This window comes from Vibrio sp. Scap24 (assembly GCF_013394185.1).
In the GTDB taxonomy this organism is placed as follows: Bacteria; Pseudomonadota; Gammaproteobacteria; order Enterobacterales; family Vibrionaceae; genus Vibrio; species Vibrio pomeroyi.
This window is the reverse complement of the sequence record NZ_CP041332.1, coordinates 2807938-2828208: the sequence shown is the minus strand read 5'-3', so window position 1 is coordinate 2828208 and position 20271 is coordinate 2807938. Positions and strand designations below refer to the sequence as shown.

Below are 20271 nucleotides of genomic sequence, written 5' to 3'. Positions count from 1 at the left end.
GGTGATTCCCATTGTTCTATTAGAGACCACGACTAACGAATAGTCGTGACGGTGTTGCTCTGCTTTTGATAGTGCTTGATACGAGAGAATCGCTCAGTCAGATTAACGACGACTGGCGATACATTGGATAATCAGATTTGAAAACAACTCTGGTTGCTCGAAATGAACATTATGACCAGCGTAATCAACCTGACTATATTCAAAGCCACTATTCTCAGCTAGCTCCATGAATTTACGATCTTTTTCACCACACACATAATGCAACTGATGCTCATGAGATTTCAATGTGGCACGTAAATCCGGTTGCTTAGCTAACGAAGTAGATAACAACATATTTGCTACGGATACTCCAAGGTTACCACTACGCTTTATGACCAAAGTTTGTCTTTGCTCATGATTTAGTGAAGAAAAGACGCTTTGTTGATACCAATCGTCTAAAACATCTTCAATCGACTGCTGCGCGAAGCGAACGGCCCATTGCGTATCATGCACTAACCTTTGTGCTCTTTCTTCATCACACTCCAAGCCAAAGTTGCCACCTTCGATGATGACTTTCTCTAGGTTAAGAGTTTCAAAGCAAGGGCTTGTTACCCCATACATGGCAAGCCTTCCACCCATCGAATACCCAATCACCACGATAGGGTAATCGGCCGGAAGATCATTCGCTGCCAATTGATAAGTGATGCACTGAACTATTTTGGTACAGCAATGATCAAAGCCTACAGGATCGATAAAGCGGCTTTGTCCGTGCCCGGGCAAATCTATGCAAAGACGAGGAAAGTCCTCGAGGAAGGGGTGACATGCACTCCAATCATCCCCGCTTCCGAGTAAACCATGTAAAAAAACAAGCAAAGGTTTGTCAGAAGATTCTTGTACTGCTGGGTAATAATTGGAGTAAAGCATGTAAAGTCCTTAGGCTAATGCCTCGGTGAGCATTGAGCTGAATTGCTTCAGCAAAGTAGACGCTTGTTCGGGAGGCGTCTTAACTTCTATGAGCAAGGTACCCTGACCTTGTTCGAAATGTTGTTCGATGAGCGTTTGGTAGCAATTCAAAGTTTCTGGTGCCGCATAACCAAGCTGGAATTGCGCAGCGGCATGTTTAAAATTAAAACCATGAGGCATCTGATATAGAGATTGTTTTTGTTGCTCAGGAACCGGCAACAAATCAAAGATTGCCCCGCCATCGTTATTGGTGACCACAATAACCATTGGCGTTGTGTTGTGAGTAAGTAACGCTAGCGAATTGAGGTCATACAACAAAGAGGTATCACCAATCAGCATAATCAAAGGATTCTGGTTGGCTTTCATTACGCCCGCAGCCGTTGCCACCAAGCCATCGATGCCCGACGCACCACGGTTGCTGTAAACTTGAGTCGCAGATATTGATGACAACATATCCACCAGCCTTACCATCAAGCTATTTCCCACAAACAGCTCTCTGCCCTTAAGTCTAGACGACAAGTCAACGGCCACACTCAACTCTGTCAATTGGTCATTATTAGAGATTTGCGCTAACGCTAGCTGCTGAACCGTATTCGCAACTTCCACTAAAGGCGTCGCCCAACCAACATGTTCACCCAATAAGCTTGGTAAATGTTGCTCTGATAGCCATTGTTCGATATTTGCTACGATATGAGTTTGGGGCAGATGGTCTTGATTAATACGGTGTGAATCTGGTGAAACCACAACGTATTGCAACGGGTTAAACAGAGCGGCTTGCGCCTTTATCCATTGGTTAAGACGTTTAGAAACAATGCGTTCACCAAACTGAAGAATAAAATCACACTGGCTAAGCTTCGCTTTGGCTGCATCACTTTGCATCCATAAATCATAGTGTTGCCAATCACTGTTAACACCTGATTGAGGGTCACAGAAGATAGGCCAGCCTAGAGCAGAAGCAAACTGCTTGGCTTTGGTTGCGGCTTCGTAATCAATAGAGCCAATAATCACCGCACCTTTTCGCGTGACATAATCACTCGGCACAACCGGTTGCACATTCAAATGATTAGCTAGATATGTATTGGAATAAAGGCTTGTTGAGACTCTCCACCCTGCCACACTCTTGGTGTAATCCGCATACATATCAGCGCTGTTGGCTGAATAAAGTGGCTCAGGGAACGGGCAATTTATGTGAATGGCTCCGCCAACACTGCGTTGTTTCGCGAGTGCGTTATCAACTGATGTCAAAAGCCAATTCAAAGAAACTTGAGTGGTTGGGCTTGGAAGGTTGAGCGCCGTTTCAACATGGGACGAAAAGATACCCTGCTGCTGAATCGCTTGGTTAGCACCACAGTCGACTAAATCAATTGGTCGATCGGAGGTCAATAAAATCAGCTTCTCGCGTGTTAACCCAGACTCAGCTGTCGCTGGCAGAAGGTTAGCCACCGCTGTCCCCGAAGTCACAATCACTGCAACGGGTTTATTGCTCGCCTTCGCTAAACCTAAAGCAAGAAAGCCAAGCCCACGCTCATCAAAGTGCGTGTGTAAGGTGAGCTTTGAGTTAGCTTCGGCTTCGAGTGTTAATGGTGTTGAGCGAGAGCCCGGTGCGATGCAAACATGTTCAACACCGCTGCGTGCAAGCTCTTCAAGTAATGTGTTACACCAAACTCTGTTTAATACAGCTTGGTCGTGATTCATGATGCGACACCCAGTGGTGGGTGATCTGAAATTAGGCTCAGCAAGGTCGACATTTTCTTGTTCAACTCTTGCCACTCATGTTCGGCAACCGATCCTGGCACGATCCCCGCGCCCGCAAACAGTTGTACTTGATCGTTTACAACCAATGCACTTCGAATTGCCACACAGAACTCCGCACGTTGATGGCTAATATATCCTACTGAACCTGCATACCACCCTCTCGCAAACGGTTCGTGTTCCAGAATGAAGTCCATTGCCTCTTTACGCGGTAAGCCAGCAACCGCTGCTGTTGGTTGCAAAGCAGCAAGCAACTGGACGCCGTTAACACCGTTATTAAGCTGTGCGTGAATATTACGCTTGAGGTGCTGTACCTTACGCAGACGCACCAAACGCGCTTCTTTCTCTACGTGTACCGATTGGGAATGGGGAGTCAGTCGCTCAATGATGTCGTCAACCACATATTGGTTCTCATTGAGGTTCTTGGTATCTTGTGAAAGCCAGTTTGCTAGCTCCATGTCTTCGGTAGCGTTTTCTCCGCGACCAATGGTTCCCGCAAGTGCTTCGGTATCAAGCTCAGTGCCATGTCGGCTATATAGGCGCTCTGGCGTCGAACCAATAAAGCTGTGTTTAGAATCTAGCACCAACATAAAGTGAAAGCTGTGGTGGTTTTGCAGATAGCTCGCTTTAAGGAGTTGAGCCGCACAAATAGGCGCATCAAGCTGGAGCGTGGTTTTACGCGCTAAAACGACCTTCTTGTACTCTTCGTCGCTAATGCCTTTCAGAACTTTCTCAACCAATCCGCCCCACTGTTCTCTTTCTGGAACGTGGTTTATCTCTTCGATATGGGCAGATAACGGCGCTAATATCGCTGCTTCAACAGATAGTTTATTTAAGGCATTAATAGAAGCAACGCGATCAGGAGACAAGTTAACGGCCAGCGACCAAGTATTGTCAAAGCGGATCAATTCAACCTGAGGAAGGAAGAAAAACGACTCCATGCAGCGGCGATTCTTTGCGGTATGCCCGTCAAATGAACGACCACCCCAAATGCGTTGGTCTTCACCTAAAATCGCATACGCGGGTGCTGGGTCTGAAAATGTATGTAACTGACCGAGCGCAACGACCTCTTCACGAGTGTCGCGTGACTGCCAATAGAACTTAGGAAAGAGCGGTTGAGCATGAAGCCATTCAATAAATGCAAACGATGGTTTTTGCGTTAGAACTTCAACACAACGAACTTCGCTTGCTTGGGCATTTTGTACTCGCTCAATCAAAGCGGAGATAGTTTGCTGGAAATGTGACAAATCGACCTCGTTCACATCTAAATTATTATTATATTAGTTTGATACTTTAAGGAGAGCACCCACTTAGATCAAGAATGTACTGTATCTTTTCAACATTCCTGTGATTTTAAGCGATCCTACCCCTTTATTCATCTTAGCCAATAACCAAGAAAGCGATTAATTAAAATTTAGAAAACAGTGACAACAAAAAGACCAAACGTGACACTGAAATGCGACATTCATCAGATTTTTATTCTATCAAACGCCATTTTGCGGTACTTTAATAAAGTATTTAAATTAATTTCAGGAAATCGGCAATGCAAAATATCGGGATGTCGTCAAAACTCAACAGCGTATGCTACGAAATCAGGGGGCCTGTACTCAAACATGCTAAGCGCATGGAAGAAGAAGGGCATAAAATACTAAAGCTTAATATTGGTAACCCCGCCCCATTTGGTTTTGACGCCCCTGATGAAATCCTTGTTGACGTAATCCGTAACCTACCGACATCTCAAGGTTACTGCGACTCAAAAGGCATCTACTCAGCCCGTAAAGCGGTTGTTCAACACTACCAGAAAAAAGGCCTACGTAACCTTGACGTAGAAGACGTTTACATCGGTAACGGTGCGTCTGAGCTTATCGTTATGTCTATGCAGGCGCTACTGGATAATGGTGATGAAATCTTAGTTCCCGCTCCAGACTACCCACTATGGACAGCATCAGTGGCACTTTCTGGCGGTACTCCAGTTCACTACATGTGTGATGAAGATGCCGATTGGTATCCAGATCTTGATGACATGCGCGCGAAGATCTCTCCAAAGACGCGCGGCATCGTTCTTATCAACCCGAACAACCCAACAGGTGCGGTTTACAGCCGTGATTTCCTACTGCAAGTTGTCGAAATTGCACGTGAGCACGGCCTAATCATCTTCGCTGATGAGATTTACGACAAAGTACTTTACGACGGTGCAGTACACACCTCTGTCGCAACGCTTGCTGAAGACGTATTAATGGTCACGTTCAACGGTCTGTCTAAGGCTTACCGTGTATGTGGTTTCCGTGGTGGGTGGATGTTCTTAACGGGTCCTAAACACCTAGCAAAAGGCTATGTCGAAGGGCTAGAGATGCTGGCCTCAATGCGTTTATGTGCCAACGTTCCGATGCAACACGCTATCCAAACGGCATTAGGTGGCTATCAAAGTATCAATGAGCTGATTCTTCCTGGTGGTCGACTGCTTGAGCAACGCGACCGGGCGTGGGAGCTGATCAACAAGATCCCTGGCGTTTCTTGTGTGAAACCCAAAGGCGCAATGTACCTGTTCCCTAAGATCGATACTAAGATGTACAACATCAAAGACGACCAGAAATTCGTACTCGACTTCCTGAAACAAGAGAAGGTGTTATTGGTTCAAGGCACGGGCTTCAACTGGCCTAAGCCTGACCACTTCCGTATTGTGACTTTGCCACATATTGAAGACCTTGAGGTGGCAATTGGTCGCCTAGAGCGCTTCTTGCAAACTTACAGCCAAGACGATCTCGTCGACGCTAAGTAAACACGACGAGTGATGGCTACAATTTGCTGTTTTAAAAGACTTTAACTTGTATTCATTCACTTCTATGCTTAAAAGGCTCCTGTTTGGGAGCCTTTTTTGTATCCGCTGTCTCGTGCTATTTGTGGCGAACACAAGGTACGAGTGGAGCACTCTCTAGATAGGACATTTATGAAACAGAGCCATTTCTTCGCCCATCTCGCACGCATGAAGCTTATCCAACGCTGGCCTTTGATGCGCTCAGTCTCAAGCGAGAACATTTCAGAACATAGCCTACAAGTTGCTTTCGTCGCTCATGCCTTGGCGCTTATCAAAAACAAAAAGTTTGATGGCAAACTCAACCCAGAGCACATAGCCCTGCTCGGTATGTACCATGACACCAGTGAGGTGCTTACTGGCGATCTGCCAACGCCGGTTAAATACTACAATCCAGACATTGCCCAAGAATATAAAAAGATTGAAGCCGCAGCAGAGCAAAGACTGCTTTCGATGCTGCCAGAAGAGTTTCAAGACGACTTCGCACCTTTCTTAATTTCAGGAACAGCAAACAAAGAAGAACAAAGCATCGTAAAACAAGCCGATACCATCTGTGCTTACCTCAAGTGTTTGGAGGAGCTCAGTGCAGGCAACCATGAGTACGAGCAAGCCAAGCGCCGACTGGAAGAAACACTCGAACAGCGTAAAAGCCCAGAAATGGACTATTTTCTCACCACATTTGCGCCGAGCTTTGAATTATCACTAGACGAGATAAGCTAGCTGGGTATAAGTTGTTTTTAATTAGCTAAATAAAATCAATTTGATAGGTGCTATTTTGAATTCTCAACTCGAACCACCCTTTGTACTCGAACAAGAATGGCAACATCGAAATGACGATGAACATAAAATAAGACGTGACGATCACCGCAGCCCATATCAGCGTGACCGCGCGCGCGTGCTTCACTCTGCTGCTTTCCGTCGCCTACAAGCTAAAACCCAGATTCATGGTACTACGGTGAACGACTTTCACCGTACACGCCTCACCCACTCTCTAGAAGCCGCACAACTTGGCACCGGTATTGTTGCTCAACTAAAGAAAAAGCAGCCCGAATTCAGAGACCTATTACCTTCAGACAGTTTGATTGATTCTTTGTGTTTGGCGCACGATATTGGTCACCCGCCCTATGGGCATGGTGGCGAAGTCGCACTGAACTACATGATGCGTGACCACGGTGGCTTTGAAGGCAATGCCCAAACGTTTCGCATTGTCACTCAACTAGAGCCTTACACTGAACATCACGGGATGAACCTGTCTCGACGCACGCTACTCGGGCTAATTAAGTACCCTTCGCTGCTCAGCCAAGTCCAAGCGAGATTACAGTCTGAACCTGTAAAGCATCAACGTCAGTTAAGAGCAAAAGATTGGATGCCAGCAAAAGGCATCTACGATCATGACGAAGAGCTTTTCAATTGGGTACTTGAGCCACTCTCAGGCAACGACCAACAGCTTCTCAAACAGAAAAGAAAAACGCACACCGAGCCTCTTGAGCACAATAAAACTAAGTACAAGTCACTCGACTGCTCCATCATGGAGTTGGCTGATGACATCGCCTATGGCGTGCATGATCTGGAAGATGCAATTGTGCTTGGTTCAGTGACCAAAGCGCAATGGGTTGAATCGGCTTATCCTCAGTTGAAAGAGATGGCTGACCCTTGGGTTTGCGAGCACCTAGATTCAATTACTGAAATGCTGTTTTCTGGAGAGCAATACCGCCGTAAAGACGCCATTGGCGGAATAGTTAATGCACTGCTGACCAGTATCTCGATTAAGCGAGTTGATGAAGATTTTGAGAATGTACTTCTTGCCTACAATGCCGTGCTTGAACCAAGCATGGACGCCACGCTTGATAAGCTGAAACACTTTGTCAGCGAGTTCGTGATTCAGGTACCACAGGTTCAGGTGATCGAATACAAAGGTCAGCAGATCATTATGGATATGTTTGAGGCATTCAGCGCCGATCCTGAACGTTTGTTGCCACTACCAATCAAGAAGCAGTGGCTACTGCATGACGATGAATCAAGAAAGATGCGGGTGATTGCCGATTACATCTCATCAATGACCGATGATCTTGCGCAGAAGATGCATCAGCAACTGTTCTCAGCACATACCGAATTTTAGCTGCTGATTCATTCGACTAAAGCAGCTTAATCTAGGTAGTTTTTCTCAAATACACCGGGCGGCATTTGATTGATTTGAAATTGAATCATTTGGTCAAATGCCGTTAGCAGCGGACTGAAATCTCGATCGCTCTCTAACAAACTCAGCAAGTGGTACCCAGCCTCTACCGTCGACAAGCTGTTTTCACTCGGTGCCTTACGAATGCGATAGTTACCTTTAAGATCTTTAGGTAGGTGGACGGTTTCCAGCGTGTGCAAGTTACTCGATACCTGCCACATCTTGAATGCCTTCTTCCACGTGCCATCTAATAAAATCACACGCATTTTTTTGCTTGGGCGTGTTGCAGACTCAACAGACACAGAGTGCTCACTTGGGTACAAAATCACGTGTTGGTAATCTTCATCGGCCAGCAACGCGTTCAGTTTTTTATTATCTGAAAAGTCTTCCCCAACAAGCGTCACGCTGTTTTGTAGAGATAACGAGAGAATACGCGCAGTTCCCATCGGGCGATGCTCTTCTGATGGGTGCTGAAGAATGATAAGCTCAACGTTCGATTCTAGTGGCGTAACCCACTGACAAATACAAGCTTTCAAAGCCTTGCTGCATTGGCGGCAATAACGAGACATGGATTTAATGTGTACCCTGTTTTAATTTTCACTTCACTTTTATGCGTCTTATTCCAACTAGAGCCTGTGCAGGCTTGGGTAGTTTGGGATAACAATGCGATTGCCGACGGGCAATGGTGGCGGATCCTAACAGGAAACTTTTCACATACCAACTACTCGCACCTTGTCATGAATTTAGCAGGCTTGTGGATCATCAGTTATCTGTTTCAACCGAGCAAAAAACAGCTTATTGTTGCTTTGCTTGTCATTAGTTTAGTCACGGGATTAGCGCTGTTGCTGTCGAGCATTCAAATCTATGTGGGTTTGTCGGGAACTTTGCATGGGCTGTTTGGTTTATTCGCACTCAGAGAAGCGTTAAACGGCAGAAAATCGAGTTGGCTGTTAGTATCAGGATTAATGGCTAAGATGGCGTGGGAGCAGTTTGTCGGCCCTTCTAGTACGACTGGTGAGCTGATCAATGCTCGCGTTGCGATTGAAGCCCACCTAGCAGGAGCACTGGCTGGAGGCTTCATGGCTATCGCTTCATTTGTAATGAATAAGAAAACCGATCAAAGCTGAATTCTTTCACGGTTCTTCTCAACCGTTGCCTCACCTATCCCTTTCACGTTAACCAAGCTATCAGCGGATGAAAACTCACCGTTCTTCTCTCTGTAATCGACGATATCTTTCGCTTTCTTGTCACCCACACCCACCAATAGTGCTGATAGCTCTTCTGCTGTCGCTGTATTGATGTTTACCGTGATCTCAATACCATCGTAAAGCTCGGCCTTAGTCGGGCTGTCTGCAAATACGGCAGAGCTAAGAGTAATAAGAAATGAAAGAAGTAGTGTTGAATATATCGCGCGCATAAACCGTTCCTTTGTACAAAAAACGTAACTTATGCATTTGTAATGAGAGAGAACACAATCACCAGATAAAAATAAAGCGGGTCACCTAAGTGACCCGCTTTGTTATACATCTTGTTTTCATCAGCTTGTTTGTTGGCTCACAAATATCTTTTATAACCCAACCATCGCATGATGAATCTCGGTAGTCAGTCGCTAAACAGGCTTAACTACCAAGGTAATCGATGCTTACTGACCTTGGCCTACTACATAGTATTCAACGTCTGCGTTTTTACGTAGTACGTTTAGTACGTTAGTTAGGTCTTGCTGGTTACCAACTCGCTCTAACTGCGCACCAATTTGAGTGCTGTAAGCTGGGTTGATTTCAGCTGTCACTTTAGAAAGCTCAACAACAACGATGTTACCGTCTTGGTCTTTCGATTGACCGAACACCGCTTGACCTTCTTCTGGTTTCGCCAGAGCGAATACAGATGCAGCTAGTGGAGAGTTACGGTCAATGGTCTCAAGTTCAGTGAACTCAAGGTTGTTGTCCGCAAGCACAGCTTCATTGCCCGCTTTAAGTTCGTTCACTAGAGAAACGCCTAGCTCAACCGCTTGTTGCTCTGCTTGTACCGCAGACAGTGCAGCCACAACTTGATCTTTCACTTCAGTTAGAGGAAGAACAGTCTCGTCACGAGTCTCTTCTACACGAACAACAATCACGTGCTCAGGAGCCACTTCGATAACTTCAGAGTTTAGACCGTCTTCTTTCACTTCAGGGCTCAAGATTGCTTGCATTACTGCAGGCGTCATCAGAACTTCTGGAGCATCAGCTTGAGAGATGAAATCAGTCGTCGTAATTTTCGCATTAATCGCTTCAGCAGAATCGTCTAGAGAATCTGGGAACTCAAACGCTACTTTTTCAAGTTCAGTTTGTTGCTCGTAGAACTGATCAACGGCATGTTGGTCTAGAAGCTCTGTCTTAATCTCTGCCGCTACTTCTGCGTAAGGCTGAGCTTGAGACGCTTTTAGTTCGTCTAGCTTGATGATGTGGTAGCCGAAATCAGATTTAACTAGGCCAGTCGTGTCACCAATATTCTCAAGAGCGAAAGCCGCGTCTTCGAATGCTGGGTCCATAACATCACGTTCGATCCAACCTAGGTCACCGCCAACGTCTGCACTGCCGAAGTCGTCAGATTTCTCTTCCGCTAGCGTAGCAAAATCAGCGCCGGCATTTAGTTCGTCTAGGATAGACTGAGCTTTCGCTTCGTCATCGCCTTGAACTAGGATGTGGCTAACTTTACGTTGCTCTTCAGTTGAGTACTTGTCTAGGTGCTCTTGGTAGTATTTCTGCGCTTCTTCATCGCTTACTTCAAGCTGAGACTTAAGTGCTTCAGCAGAAAGCTCAATGTAAGATACCTTCGCTTGCTCTGGACGAGTGTAAGCTGCTGGGTTCTCTTGGTAGTACTGTTCGATTTGTTCGTCAGTTAGCTCGATGCCTTTCGCAAGGTCAGCAACAGACAGTGTCACTGTACGAATGTCACGAGTTTGAGCAATCAGTTTGCTTTGCGTGTCGATTTCGCCTTGAAGAACAAATTCACTGCCTTGAAGTGCAGTAACAAGCTGGTTGCGCATTAGGTCACGACGCATGTATTCAGCGAAGCTTTCTGCGCTGAAACCTGCACGACGTAGTGCTGATTGGTAAACTTCTTGGTCGAATTGACCAGCCGTTTGGAACTGAGGCATTTCTAGAATCATAGTACGGATTTGAGAATCACTGATTCGTAGGCCTAGAGACTCTGCTTGCTGCTCAAGTAGAACGTCGTTAATCATGCGATCAAGGACTGATTTACGGAAAGACTCTACGTATGCAGGGTCTGCAAGCATTTGAGCAAAGTAATCGCCAAGTTGAGATTGCATGCGATTACGTTCGTTTTGGTAAGCTTGTTCGAACTCACCACGAGCAATTTCTGTGTTGCCAACTTTAGCTGCTGCGTTGTTACCGCCACCGGTGATGTAGCTGCCTACACCTGCGAATACGAATGACAGGATAATCAACCCAAGGATAATTTTTACCGCGATGCTATTCACGCCTTCGCGTAATCGATCCATCATAATTTAAGTGCTCTCCGGATATGAAGCATTGGCTTCAAAATAAAAATCTATTCACGCGATATTATCAGAAAAAGAAATGCGCATCAGTAGGATGCGCATAATTTAAATAAGTTCAATGTGCTTTGCACACTTACTGTTTAAGAATGAAACATCATTTTTCAAACAGTAAACGCATTTTACAGCCTTCCCCTCGCAAAACCGAGGTTTCAGCCATAGAAATTAGTTACATGCGTCTTTAAGTGCTTTACCCGCTTTGAAGCCAGGTACTTTAGCTTCTGCGATTTGGATCTCTTCACCAGTTTTTGGGTTACGACCTGTACGAGCAGCACGAGTACGAACACTGAAAGTACCAAAGCCAACAAGTGCAACTTGGTCGCCTGATTGTAGCGTTGTGCCAACTGCTTCGATGAAAGCGTCTAGAGCGCGACCAGCTGAAGCTTTAGAGATGTCTGCGTTTTCTGCGATTGATTCTACTAGTTGTGTTTTATTCACTGTTTTTCCCCTATGTGTCATCTGTGACTACTTCTCGATGACTGTACGTTCCATTTTGGTTTTAATTTAGCCGCAAGCCTTATTGCAAAAGGGCTGCCGCTTTAGTCAAATAACTTAGCGTCCAAAAAAAACGCTGACAAGCCTTTTCGAGCCTATCAGCGTAATTCTTTACTTATTTTTGCTATGCATCACTATTTTTTCACGTCAAACTCGACCCCTGACGGATCTCGTTCTAGCGCGACTTTCAGTACTTCATCAATCCATTGGACCGGGATCACCTTCAGGTCAGCGATTACGTTGTCTGGAATCTCTTCCAAATCACGCTCATTGTCCTTAGGAATCAGTACAGTTTTGATGCCGCCACGGTGTGCAGCAAGCAGTTTTTCTTTCAAGCCACCGATAGGTAAAACTTCACCACGAAGGGTAATTTCACCTGTCATACCGACCTCTGCTTTAACCGGGTTACCCGTCAAGCTAGAGACAAGTGCAGTACACATTGCGATACCCGCACTCGGGCCATCTTTCGGTGTAGCACCTTCCGGTACGTGAACGTGAATGTCGCGTTTTTCGTAGAAATCTGAGTTGATACCCAGTTTTTCAGCACGAGAACGAACCACGGTCATTGCCGCTTGAATCGATTCTTTCATCACGTCGCCAAGTGAGCCAGTTTGCGTTAGCTTACCTTTGCCCGGCATTGCTTCGGTCTCGATAGTCAGTAGATCACCACCCACTTGAGTCCACGCTAAGCCAGTCACTTGACCAATACGGTTGCTTTCATCCGCTTTACCGAAGTCGTGGCGTTGAACACCTAAGTACTCTTTCAGGTTATCAATGTTAACCGTTACAGACTTAAGGTCGCTGTCTAGCAAGATGTTCTTCACTGCTTTACGACAGATCTTAGAGATTTCACGCTCTAAGCTACGTACACCCGCTTCACGCGTGTAGTAACGAATGATGCCGATGATTGCAGAGTCTTCAATCTCAATCTCATGAGGCTTAAGACCGTTGCGTTGAACTTGCTTGTCCAGTAAGTGGCTCTTAGCAATGTTCAGCTTCTCATCTTCTGTGTAACCCGATAGACGAATCACTTCCATACGGTCCAGTAGAGGGCCAGGAATGTCCATCGAGTTCGATGTTGCTACGAACATAACATCTGACAGATCGTAATCTACTTCTAGGTAGTGATCGTTAAATGCGTTGTTTTGCTCTGGGTCTAGTACTTCTAGAAGCGCTGAAGATGGGTCGCCACGCATATCAGAAGACATCTTATCGATCTCATCTAATAGGAACAGTGGGTTCTTAACACCAACTTTAGACATCTTCTGAATCAGTTTACCCGGAAGTGAACCGATGTACGTACGACGGTGACCACGAATCTCAGCTTCATCACGTACGCCACCTAGTGCCATACGTGTGTACTTACGACCCGTTGCCGCAGCAATCGAACGACCTAGTGAGGTTTTACCTACACCAGGAGGACCAACAAGACAAAGAATTGGGCCTTTAAGCTTGTTGATACGGTTCTGTACTGCCAAGTATTCAAGAATACGTTCTTTAACACGCTCTAAGCCGTAGTGATCTTCGTTTAAGATCTCTTCCGCTTTCGCTAGATTCTTTTTAACTTTTGAACGCTTAGCCCAAGGAACGCCCACCATCCAATCAATGTAGCTACGTACTACTGTTGCTTCAGCAGACATTGGCGACATCATTTTCAGTTTTTGCAGTTCTTGCTCTGTTTTTTCACGAGCTTCCTGAGGCATCTTAGAGTCTTCGATCTTCTTCTTCAGAGTCTCGAATTCATCAGGTGCGTCGTCCATCTCGCCAAGTTCTTTCTGAATCGCTTTCATTTGCTCATTCAGGTAGTACTCACGCTGAGATTTTTCCATTTGCTTCTTAACGCGACCACGGATGCGTTTTTCAACTTGCAGGATGTCAATTTCTGACTCCATTTGGCCCATCAAGAATTCCAGACGTTCTGTCACATCTAAGATTTCTAGAACGTGCTGCTTGTCTACCAGTTTAAGTGGCATGTGTGCAGCAATCGTATCAGCAAGGCGAGCAGCCTCATCAATACCGTTCAGAGATGTTAGAACCTCTGGTGGAATCTTTTTGTTTAGCTTAATAAAGCCTTCGAATTGATTGATCGCGCTGCGAACAACCACTTCTTGTTCTTTTTCGTCAAGTTCTGAGGTTACAACGTATTCTGCGTCCGCTAAGAAAAACTCACTTTCCTTGAATTGGTGAATTTTTGCACGCTGCTGACCTTCGACAAGCACTTTAACAGTACCATCAGGGAGCTTTAGTAACTGAAGAATGGTAGCGACAGTACCTACTTTAAATAGGTCGTCAATTGAAGGCTCATCAGTGTCCGCTTCTTTCTGCGCTACAAGTAGTACTTGTTTGTTAGCTTCCATTGCCGATTCAAGGCAAGTAATCGATTTTTCACGACCAACAAACAATGGAATAACCATGTGTGGGTAAACCACTACATCACGTAGAGGTAGCACGGGGATTTCGATACGCTCGGAACGTTCCAAGTTCATATATTTCTCTCTTCCGCTTTAACTTATAAAGCAGTATATGGGGCTTAAACGACTGGATTCAATGGAAGAATAAAAAAAAGGAGGTAATTGCTTACCTCCTTTTTCAATTTGAGTGACTTGTCTAAAAAAGACCTACTCTGCAACAGCTGCTTGGTTATCTGAGTTGCTGTAAATTAATAGTGGTTCTGACTCACCATTAATTACCGACTCATCAATCACAACCTTGCTTACATCAGTTGAAGATGGCAGTTCGTACATAGTTTCTAGTAGAACACCCTCCAAGATAGAACGTAGACCACGAGCACCTGTTTTACGGTTCATTGCTTTCTTAGCAATGGCACGTAAAGCGTCTTCACGGAATTCTAGCTCTGTATCCTCAAGCTCAAATAATGCAGCGTACTGTTTTGTCAGTGCATTCTTTGGCTCACAAAGGATTTGGATTAGCGCTTCTTCATCAAGCTCTGTCAGTGTTGTTGTAACAGGTAGACGACCGATGAATTCTGGAATTAGACCATACTTCACTAGATCTTCAGGTTCTACTTGAGTGAACAATTCACCGATAGTTTTAGTTTCGTCTTTTGAACGCACTTCTGCGCCGAAGCCGATACCTGAACCTGTTTCTACACGTTGCTCAATCACTTTATCTAGGCCTGCAAACGCACCACCACAGATAAATAGGATCTTAGACGTGTCCACTTGCAAGAACTCTTGCTGTGGATGCTTACGACCACCTTGAGGTGGAACTGAAGCAACTGTACCTTCAACAAGTTTTAGTAGAGCTTGCTGTACACCTTCACCAGACACGTCACGCGTGATTGATGGGTTTTCAGCTTTACGAGAAATCTTATCGATTTCATCGATGTAAACAATGCCGCGTTCCGCTTTCGCTACGTCGTAATCACATTTCTGAAGCAACTTTTGGATGATGTTTTCAACATCTTCGCCCACGTAACCCGCTTCGGTTAGTGTTGTTGCGTCTGCCATTGTGAAAGGAACGTCTAGGAAACGAGCCAGTGTTTCAGCAAGTAGTGTTTTACCACTACCAGTAGGACCGATAAGAAGAATGTTACTCTTACCTAGCTCTACGCCTTCAGCCGTTGTATCACCATTGCGTAAACGCTTGTAGTGGTTATATACCGCAACTGCTAGCACTTTTTTCGCGTATTCTTGACCGATTACATAGTCGTCAAGATGCTCACGAATCTCACGCGGCGTTGGCAGCGATTCAGATTCTTTCTTAGGAAGAACATCTTTAATTTCTTCACGAATAATGTCGTTACATAGATCGACACATTCATCACAAATGTAAACAGAAGGACCTGCGATTAACTTGCGAACTTCGTGTTGGCTTTTGCCACAGAAAGAGCAGTAAAGCAGTTTACCGCTACCACCCTCTTTGCTTTTATCTGTCATTCGCTAACCTCTTAGCCTTTACTCTCTATGCTTGAGTGTATATCAATTTGAATCACTTTGCGTTAAACAATTGCCCTGCAATTATTGGCCGCGGTGATTAAGAACTGAATCCACTAAGCCGTATTCTACTGCTTGATCAGCAGACATGAAATTGTCACGATCGGTATCACGCTCAACAACTTCTAGAGGCTGACCAGTGTGCTCTGCCAATAGTTTGTTTAGCTTTTGTTTGATCGTTAGGATCTCTTGCGCGTGAATCTGAATATCAGACGCTTGGCCTTGGAAGCCGCCAAGTGGCTGGTGAATCATTACACGTGAGTTTGGAAGCACGTGACGCTTACCTGGAGTACCACCCGCTAGTAAAAATGCACCCATAGAGCAAGCTTGACCCATACATACTGTGCTCACGTTTGGCTTGATGAACTGCATTGTGTCGTAGATAGACATGCCTGCTGTTACGCTACCGCCAGGAGAGTTGATGTAAAGATAGATATCTTTGTCTGGGTTTTCTGATTCCAAGAAAAGCAGTTGAGCCACGACAAGATTTGCCATGTGGTCTTCCACTTGACCTGTTAAGAAAATGATACGTTCTTTTAATAGACGAGAATAAATATCGTAAGAACGTTCACCACGGGAAGTCTGTTCAACCACCATAGGAACTAGTGCGTCCATAATCGATGGCATTGTATTTTTTTCTTGGTAGCTCATATTCTTATGTCCCTAAAATAAATGGCCCGAATGATTAAATCATACGGACCATTGTTAGCAGAATTGTTGACCGTACGTCAACCTTCTACGTCAGATATTACTATATTAAGCAGGTTGCTGATTCATTAGCTCGTTGAAGCTAACTTCTTTATCAGAAACTTGAGCTTTAGCGATGATTGCATCAATAGCTTGCTCTTCTAGAGCAACGTTGCGCATGTTGTTCATCATTTGCTCGTTTTGCTCGTAGTAAGCAATAACTTCTGTTGGATCTTCGTATGCTGTAGCCATCTCTTCGATGATAGCTTTAACTTTCTCGTCGTCAGCTTTTAGCTCTTCAGTCTTGATTACTTCACCAAGAAGAAGACCTACAACTACGCGACGTTTAGCTTGCTCTTCGAACAGCTCACGTGGAAGTTGGTCAGCAGCTTCAGTGTTGCCACCGAAACGTTGAGCAGCTTGTTGACGTAGAACACCGATTTCTTGATCGATAAGAGCAGAAGGTACGTCGATGTTGTTTTCGTTAACTAGACCGTCGATAGCTTGCTCTTTGATGCGGTTCTTAACAGCTTGCTTAAGCTCACGCTCCATGTTCTTACGAACTTCAGCTTTAAGACCTTCAACACCGTCAGCAGCGCCGAACTTAGAAACGAATTCTTCGTTTAGTTCTGGAAGTTCACGAGCTTCAACTTTGTTCAGCTTGATAGAGAACTTAGCTGCTTTACCTTTTAGGTTTTCAGCGTGGTAATCTTCTGGGAAGTTTACGTCGATTTCGAATTCCATACCTGCTGTTTTACCAACGATACCGTCTTCGAAGCCAGGGATCATGCGACCAGCACCCATCTCTAGTGGGAAGTTCTCAGCTTTACCGCCTTCGAACTCTTCACCGTCGATAGAACCAACGAAGTCGATAGTTGCACGAGAACCAGCGTCAGCTGCAGCTTCAACTTCAGTCCAAGTTGCTTGTTGCTTACGTAGAGTTTCGATCATCTCTTCAACGTCTGCGTCTTTAACTTCTACTGCTGGTTTCTCAACAGTGATGTTTTCTAGACCTTTCAGCTCAACTTCTGGGTAAACTTCAAAAGTTGCGTTGAATACTAGGTCAGCGCCTTCGTTGTTTTCAACTGGTGCGAAAGTTGGTGCGCCAGCTGGGTTGATTTTCTCTTTAACGATCGCTTCGATGAAGTGACGTTGCATTACTTCGCCCATCACGTCTTGACGTACTGCTTTGCCGTACATTTTAGCAACCATCTTCATTGGCACTTTGCCTTTACGGAAACCATCGAAACGACGGTTTTTCGCGATGTTGCGTAGTTCAGCTGTAACTGCATCTTCGATGTTAGCAGCAGGAACAGTAATATTAAGACGGCGCTCTAGGCCTTCTAGCGTTTCAACAGTAACTTGCATTATATAAACCTCAAAACTGGCTCAGTAATCTGAGCATATGAGCCGTAACTTAGCTTTAATTCAAAAGCCGACGTTGTTGGCTGCATCCTTGTGTAGTGCTCTATCCGAACACCTAATTTAAAATCGAGCATTGATGTCTGAATTGATTATTCAACCAAACACCAGACTAATCAGCGATATCTTCGTTCTTCACGCGCCAATTAAAACGCAACAAAGCTTGTTTTCAGAAACAAGAAAGGTATCTCCGATTAGCCTCAGGACAGAAATTTTAGACGCGACATTCTAGCGATCTGTTTAATCTCTGTCGAGCCGTTCACCTCTGCTTGATGATGAATGCTCTAAATTCGTCCAACTAAATGATACAAAAACGATCAAAACATCACTTAGCACAACAGAAATGGGGACAATAGCGACTTTTTCAAGGGAATCGAGGGCTTTTTTTCCTAAAAACCTTAAAAAGAGATCTTGCTCTTGTTTTACCCCTCAGAGTCGATAACTTTTTCAACAATCTCCGTTACAAAGCCTTAACCTAAAGCTATCTACTGGCTCTCTATTTTCAGTAAAAACTACCGCTAATTACTGTGATGAATGAGAGAAAGCAGGCTTTGTATTGTTAGCCCGATTTAGCGGAGAACCACCATGTTTCAAGCTTTGAGAATTCGTATGCTGTTGTTGGTCACCTACAGCTTGCTGATGATCGTTGGCGGCCACTGGGTATGGAACACAAGTCATCAAAGTTTGTTAAATGATCATCAATCTAACTTAGACCGCTTTTCCGTCCACGTTGCCAGCCAATTGGACAAGTTCGCCCACATCCCGGAGCTGCTTTCAAAAGATAAAGAGCTGATCGATGCCCTACACTCACCAAGCAATTCTGCCCAGATAGAGCTAACCAATCGCTATCTAGAGCACGTCAACACAGTGATTCAAGCATCCGACACCTATTTGTTAGATAGTATCGGCACCACTATCGCGGCCAGTAACTGGAACCTAAAGCACTCGTTTGTCGGGCGTAACTTTGCGTTTCGTCCCTATTACCAACAAGCCATTCAAGGGCATGAAAAACAGTACTTTGCCTTGGGATCAACCTCGGGCAAGCGTGGGTACTATTATTCTTACCCTGTTTCCTATGCCGCTGAAATCATTGGTGTAATTGTGGTAAAAATGGATTTGTCTTTGATTGAAGCAAGCTGGCAAGGCAAACAGAGCTTTTTTGTCGCTGATGATAAAGACCAGATTATTTTCATGTCGAGCAATCCAGAGTGGTTATTCAAAAGTCTTCAACCTCTTGATGCAGCACAGCAAACTCGTATTCGAGAGAATCAGCAATACCTCGATACTCAAATTGAGAGTCTGCATTTCTCTGGCGACCTAGAGAATGCCACCAGCAGTATTCGCTCGTCTCACCGCTTAGTTAAAGAGAAGTTTTTCACCTCTTCACGCTTTCTGCCTGATCCTGGATTAACAGTCAGGGTCTTCTCTCCCACCCACTTGGTTTGGTGGGACTTGGTCGCCTATATGGTGGTGTTGAGTTTGGTCTTTGCGATTATTTATCTGGTCATCCAACTTAATCTGCACCGTCAACACCGACGCGCTCAGATCGATAGACTACAGTCAGAAGCTAACCAAAAACTAGAGTTTCAAGTACTCGAAAGGACCTCTGAGCTACACGTTGAGATCAAGCAACGTATCGAAACCGAGCGGGTACTAAGACACACTCAAGACGAGCTCATCCAAGCGGCAAAACTGGCGGTATTAGGTCAGATGTCAGCGAGCATCAGCCACGAACTGAATAACCCGCTCGCTGCGATTCGTAGTTATGCTGACAATGGCCGATTGTTTCTTGCCAAAGAGAAAACCGATCGTGTCGATGACAACTTATCGCGTATTTCAGCGCTCACCGACCGCATGGCGAAAATCAGTCACCAGCTTCGCTCCTTTGCTAAAAAGTCGACCGCAGAAGAGCTACACATATTACAGATCCTCCCTGTATTGCATTCATCTAGGGAATTGATGAAGCCACAACTGAAGAGTGAACGAGTCAAGACCAATGAGCTGCCTGAAACCTTTGACGCGTGCATACTCGCCAATGCCATCCAGCTCGAACAGGTCATTATCAACCTACTCACCAATGCGATTCAGGCAATGGAGAGCCAAGACGACAAGCAGTTGGCTATCATATTAGAGGTTAGAGAAACGGATGAAGCTAACACGCTACTGATCCACGTTGATGATAACGGCCCCGGCTTTACTTCCTCTTCGAGCGGAAACTTTTTCGAACCCTTCCATACGACCAAGAAGAACGGTCTTGGATTAGGGCTATCAATTTCTCAACAGATAATCAGCGGAATTAACGGCAAACTCACGACAGGAACCAGCCCACAAGGCGGTGCTCGATTTAGCATTGAGTTGCCCCTTGTTGAGCAACAGTAAGAACAAGAGCAAGAGCAACAAGAACAGCCAAGACAAAAAGAATAAAACCCAGCACACGAAGCAAAAATAACAGACTGAGATGAGTCCG

Annotated in this window: 16 protein-coding genes and 1 pseudogene; 5 read left to right on the top strand and 12 right to left on the bottom strand. The window is 45.1% G+C overall.

The annotated features are described in order from the left end of the window. Nucleotides 1-102 precede the first annotated feature (102 nt). Genes menH through FLM53_RS12560 form a run of 3 tightly spaced genes read right to left on the bottom strand, consistent with a single transcriptional unit; the run spans nucleotide 103 to nucleotide 3941 of the window. A complete protein-coding gene (menH, locus tag FLM53_RS12570) occupies nucleotides 103-903 on the bottom strand; it encodes a 2-succinyl-6-hydroxy-2,4-cyclohexadiene-1-carboxylate synthase (RefSeq protein ID WP_176681762.1) in 801 nt (266 codons plus the stop codon). A gap of 9 nt (nucleotides 904-912) precedes the next feature. Further along, complete coding sequence (gene menD / locus FLM53_RS12565; RefSeq protein WP_176681763.1) at nucleotides 913-2637, bottom strand: 2-succinyl-5-enolpyruvyl-6-hydroxy-3-cyclohexene-1-carboxylic-acid synthase; 1725 nt, start codon at nucleotides 2635-2637, stop codon at nucleotides 913-915. Then, nucleotides 2634-3941: an isochorismate synthase MenF gene (locus FLM53_RS12560; RefSeq protein WP_132762544.1), complete on the bottom strand. Its 1308-nt coding sequence runs from the start codon at nucleotides 3939-3941 to the stop codon at nucleotides 2634-2636. The genes menD and FLM53_RS12560 overlap by 4 nt, the downstream gene beginning before the upstream one ends. Before the next feature lie 296 nt (nucleotides 3942-4237). On the opposite strand from FLM53_RS12560, the gene FLM53_RS12555 reads away from it, so the two are divergent. From FLM53_RS12555 to FLM53_RS12545, 3 genes are all read left to right on the top strand, one after another. Beyond that, nucleotides 4238-5473, top strand: coding sequence for a pyridoxal phosphate-dependent aminotransferase (locus tag FLM53_RS12555; RefSeq protein WP_026084153.1), 1236 nt, complete (start codon nucleotides 4238-4240; stop codon nucleotides 5471-5473). A gap of 168 nt (nucleotides 5474-5641) precedes the next feature. Next, nucleotides 5642-6226: a 5'-deoxynucleotidase gene (gene yfbR, locus FLM53_RS12550; RefSeq protein ID WP_176681764.1), complete on the top strand. Its 585-nt coding sequence runs from the start codon at nucleotides 5642-5644 to the stop codon at nucleotides 6224-6226. A 55-nt stretch (nucleotides 6227-6281) separates the two neighbouring features. Beyond that, on the top strand, nucleotides 6282-7625 hold the full coding sequence (locus FLM53_RS12545) for an anti-phage deoxyguanosine triphosphatase (protein WP_176681765.1): 1344 nt from the start codon (nucleotides 6282-6284) through the stop codon (nucleotides 7623-7625). A gap of 26 nt (nucleotides 7626-7651) precedes the next feature. Here FLM53_RS12545 and FLM53_RS12540 read toward each other — a convergent pair whose 3' ends face one another. Next, the gene (locus FLM53_RS12540) at nucleotides 7652-8251 is read right to left on the bottom strand and encodes a tRNA-uridine aminocarboxypropyltransferase (RefSeq protein WP_176681766.1); all 600 of its coding nucleotides are present in this window, start codon (nucleotides 8249-8251) and stop codon (nucleotides 7652-7654) included. Between the two features lie 9 nt (nucleotides 8252-8260). Between FLM53_RS12540 and rrtA the strand changes: the two genes are divergently transcribed. Then, entirely contained in the window at nucleotides 8261-8809 is a 549-nt protein-coding gene (gene rrtA / locus FLM53_RS12535; protein ID WP_176681767.1) for a rhombosortase, read from the top strand. On the opposite strand, the gene FLM53_RS12530 is transcribed toward rrtA, so the two are convergent. From FLM53_RS12530 to FLM53_RS24140, 8 genes and pseudogenes are all read right to left on the bottom strand, one after another. Beyond that, nucleotides 8800-9099: a ComEA family DNA-binding protein gene (locus FLM53_RS12530; protein WP_176681768.1), complete on the bottom strand. Its 300-nt coding sequence runs from the start codon at nucleotides 9097-9099 to the stop codon at nucleotides 8800-8802. The two genes, rrtA and FLM53_RS12530, sit on opposite strands and share 10 nt — an antisense overlap. A gap of 225 nt (nucleotides 9100-9324) precedes the next feature. Beyond that, nucleotides 9325-11190: a peptidylprolyl isomerase gene (ppiD, locus tag FLM53_RS12525; RefSeq protein WP_176681769.1), complete on the bottom strand. Its 1866-nt coding sequence runs from the start codon at nucleotides 11188-11190 to the stop codon at nucleotides 9325-9327. 219 nt (nucleotides 11191-11409) lie between these two features. Then, on the bottom strand, nucleotides 11410-11703 hold the full coding sequence (locus tag FLM53_RS12520) for an HU family DNA-binding protein (protein ID WP_012604504.1): 294 nt from the start codon (nucleotides 11701-11703) through the stop codon (nucleotides 11410-11412). 170 nt (nucleotides 11704-11873) lie between these two features. Beyond that, nucleotides 11874-14225: an endopeptidase La gene (gene lon, locus FLM53_RS12515; protein ID WP_017060619.1), complete on the bottom strand. Its 2352-nt coding sequence runs from the start codon at nucleotides 14223-14225 to the stop codon at nucleotides 11874-11876. Nucleotides 14226-14357: 132 nt separating this feature from the next. Beyond that, nucleotides 14358-15638: an ATP-dependent protease ATP-binding subunit ClpX gene (clpX, locus tag FLM53_RS12510; RefSeq protein WP_009847283.1), complete on the bottom strand. Its 1281-nt coding sequence runs from the start codon at nucleotides 15636-15638 to the stop codon at nucleotides 14358-14360. Nucleotides 15639-15719: 81 nt separating this feature from the next. Further along, nucleotides 15720-16346, bottom strand: coding sequence for an ATP-dependent Clp endopeptidase proteolytic subunit ClpP (gene clpP, locus FLM53_RS12505; RefSeq protein ID WP_004736080.1), 627 nt, complete (start codon nucleotides 16344-16346; stop codon nucleotides 15720-15722). A gap of 105 nt (nucleotides 16347-16451) precedes the next feature. Beyond that, nucleotides 16452-17750: a trigger factor gene (tig, locus tag FLM53_RS12500; protein WP_017631415.1), complete on the bottom strand. Its 1299-nt coding sequence runs from the start codon at nucleotides 17748-17750 to the stop codon at nucleotides 16452-16454. Nucleotides 17751-18044: 294 nt separating this feature from the next. After that, nucleotides 18045-18227, bottom strand: a pseudogene (locus tag FLM53_RS24140) (hypothetical protein); the annotation flags it as partial. A gap of 162 nt (nucleotides 18228-18389) precedes the next feature. On the opposite strand from FLM53_RS24140, the gene FLM53_RS12490 reads away from it, so the two are divergent. After that, entirely contained in the window at nucleotides 18390-20183 is a 1794-nt protein-coding gene (locus FLM53_RS12490) for an ATP-binding protein (RefSeq protein WP_176681770.1), read from the top strand. Nucleotides 20184-20271 lie beyond the last annotated feature (88 nt).

What these genes read in the sequence shown, in the direction of transcription:
- FLM53_RS12540 (WP_176681766.1), bottom strand. Translation starts at nt 8,251, where the DNA reads ATGTCTCGTTATTGCCGCCAATGCAGCAAGGCTTTGAAAGCTTGTATT.
- clpX (WP_009847283.1), bottom strand. Translation starts at nt 15,638, where the DNA reads ATGACAGATAAAAGCAAAGAGGGTGGTAGCGGTAAACTGCTTTACTGC.
- FLM53_RS12555 (WP_026084153.1), top strand. Translation starts at nt 4,238, where the DNA reads ATGCAAAATATCGGGATGTCGTCAAAACTCAACAGCGTATGCTACGAA.
- ppiD (WP_176681769.1), bottom strand. Translation starts at nt 11,190, where the DNA reads ATGATGGATCGATTACGCGAAGGCGTGAATAGCATCGCGGTAAAAATT.
- yfbR (WP_176681764.1), top strand. Translation starts at nt 5,642, where the DNA reads ATGAAACAGAGCCATTTCTTCGCCCATCTCGCACGCATGAAGCTTATC.
- menH (WP_176681762.1), bottom strand. Translation starts at nt 903, where the DNA reads ATGCTTTACTCCAATTATTACCCAGCAGTACAAGAATCTTCTGACAAA.
- lon (WP_017060619.1), bottom strand. Translation starts at nt 14,225, where the DNA reads ATGAACTTGGAACGTTCCGAGCGTATCGAAATCCCCGTGCTACCTCTA.
- FLM53_RS12530 (WP_176681768.1), bottom strand. Translation starts at nt 9,099, where the DNA reads ATGCGCGCGATATATTCAACACTACTTCTTTCATTTCTTATTACTCTT.
- FLM53_RS12520 (WP_012604504.1), bottom strand. Translation starts at nt 11,703, where the DNA reads ATGACACATAGGGGAAAAACAGTGAATAAAACACAACTAGTAGAATCA.
- FLM53_RS12490 (WP_176681770.1), top strand. Translation starts at nt 18,390, where the DNA reads ATGTTTCAAGCTTTGAGAATTCGTATGCTGTTGTTGGTCACCTACAGC.
- menD (WP_176681763.1), bottom strand. Translation starts at nt 2,637, where the DNA reads ATGAATCACGACCAAGCTGTATTAAACAGAGTTTGGTGTAACACATTA.
- clpP (WP_004736080.1), bottom strand. Translation starts at nt 16,346, where the DNA reads ATGAGCTACCAAGAAAAAAATACAATGCCATCGATTATGGACGCACTA.
- tig (WP_017631415.1), bottom strand. Translation starts at nt 17,750, where the DNA reads ATGCAAGTTACTGTTGAAACGCTAGAAGGCCTAGAGCGCCGTCTTAAT.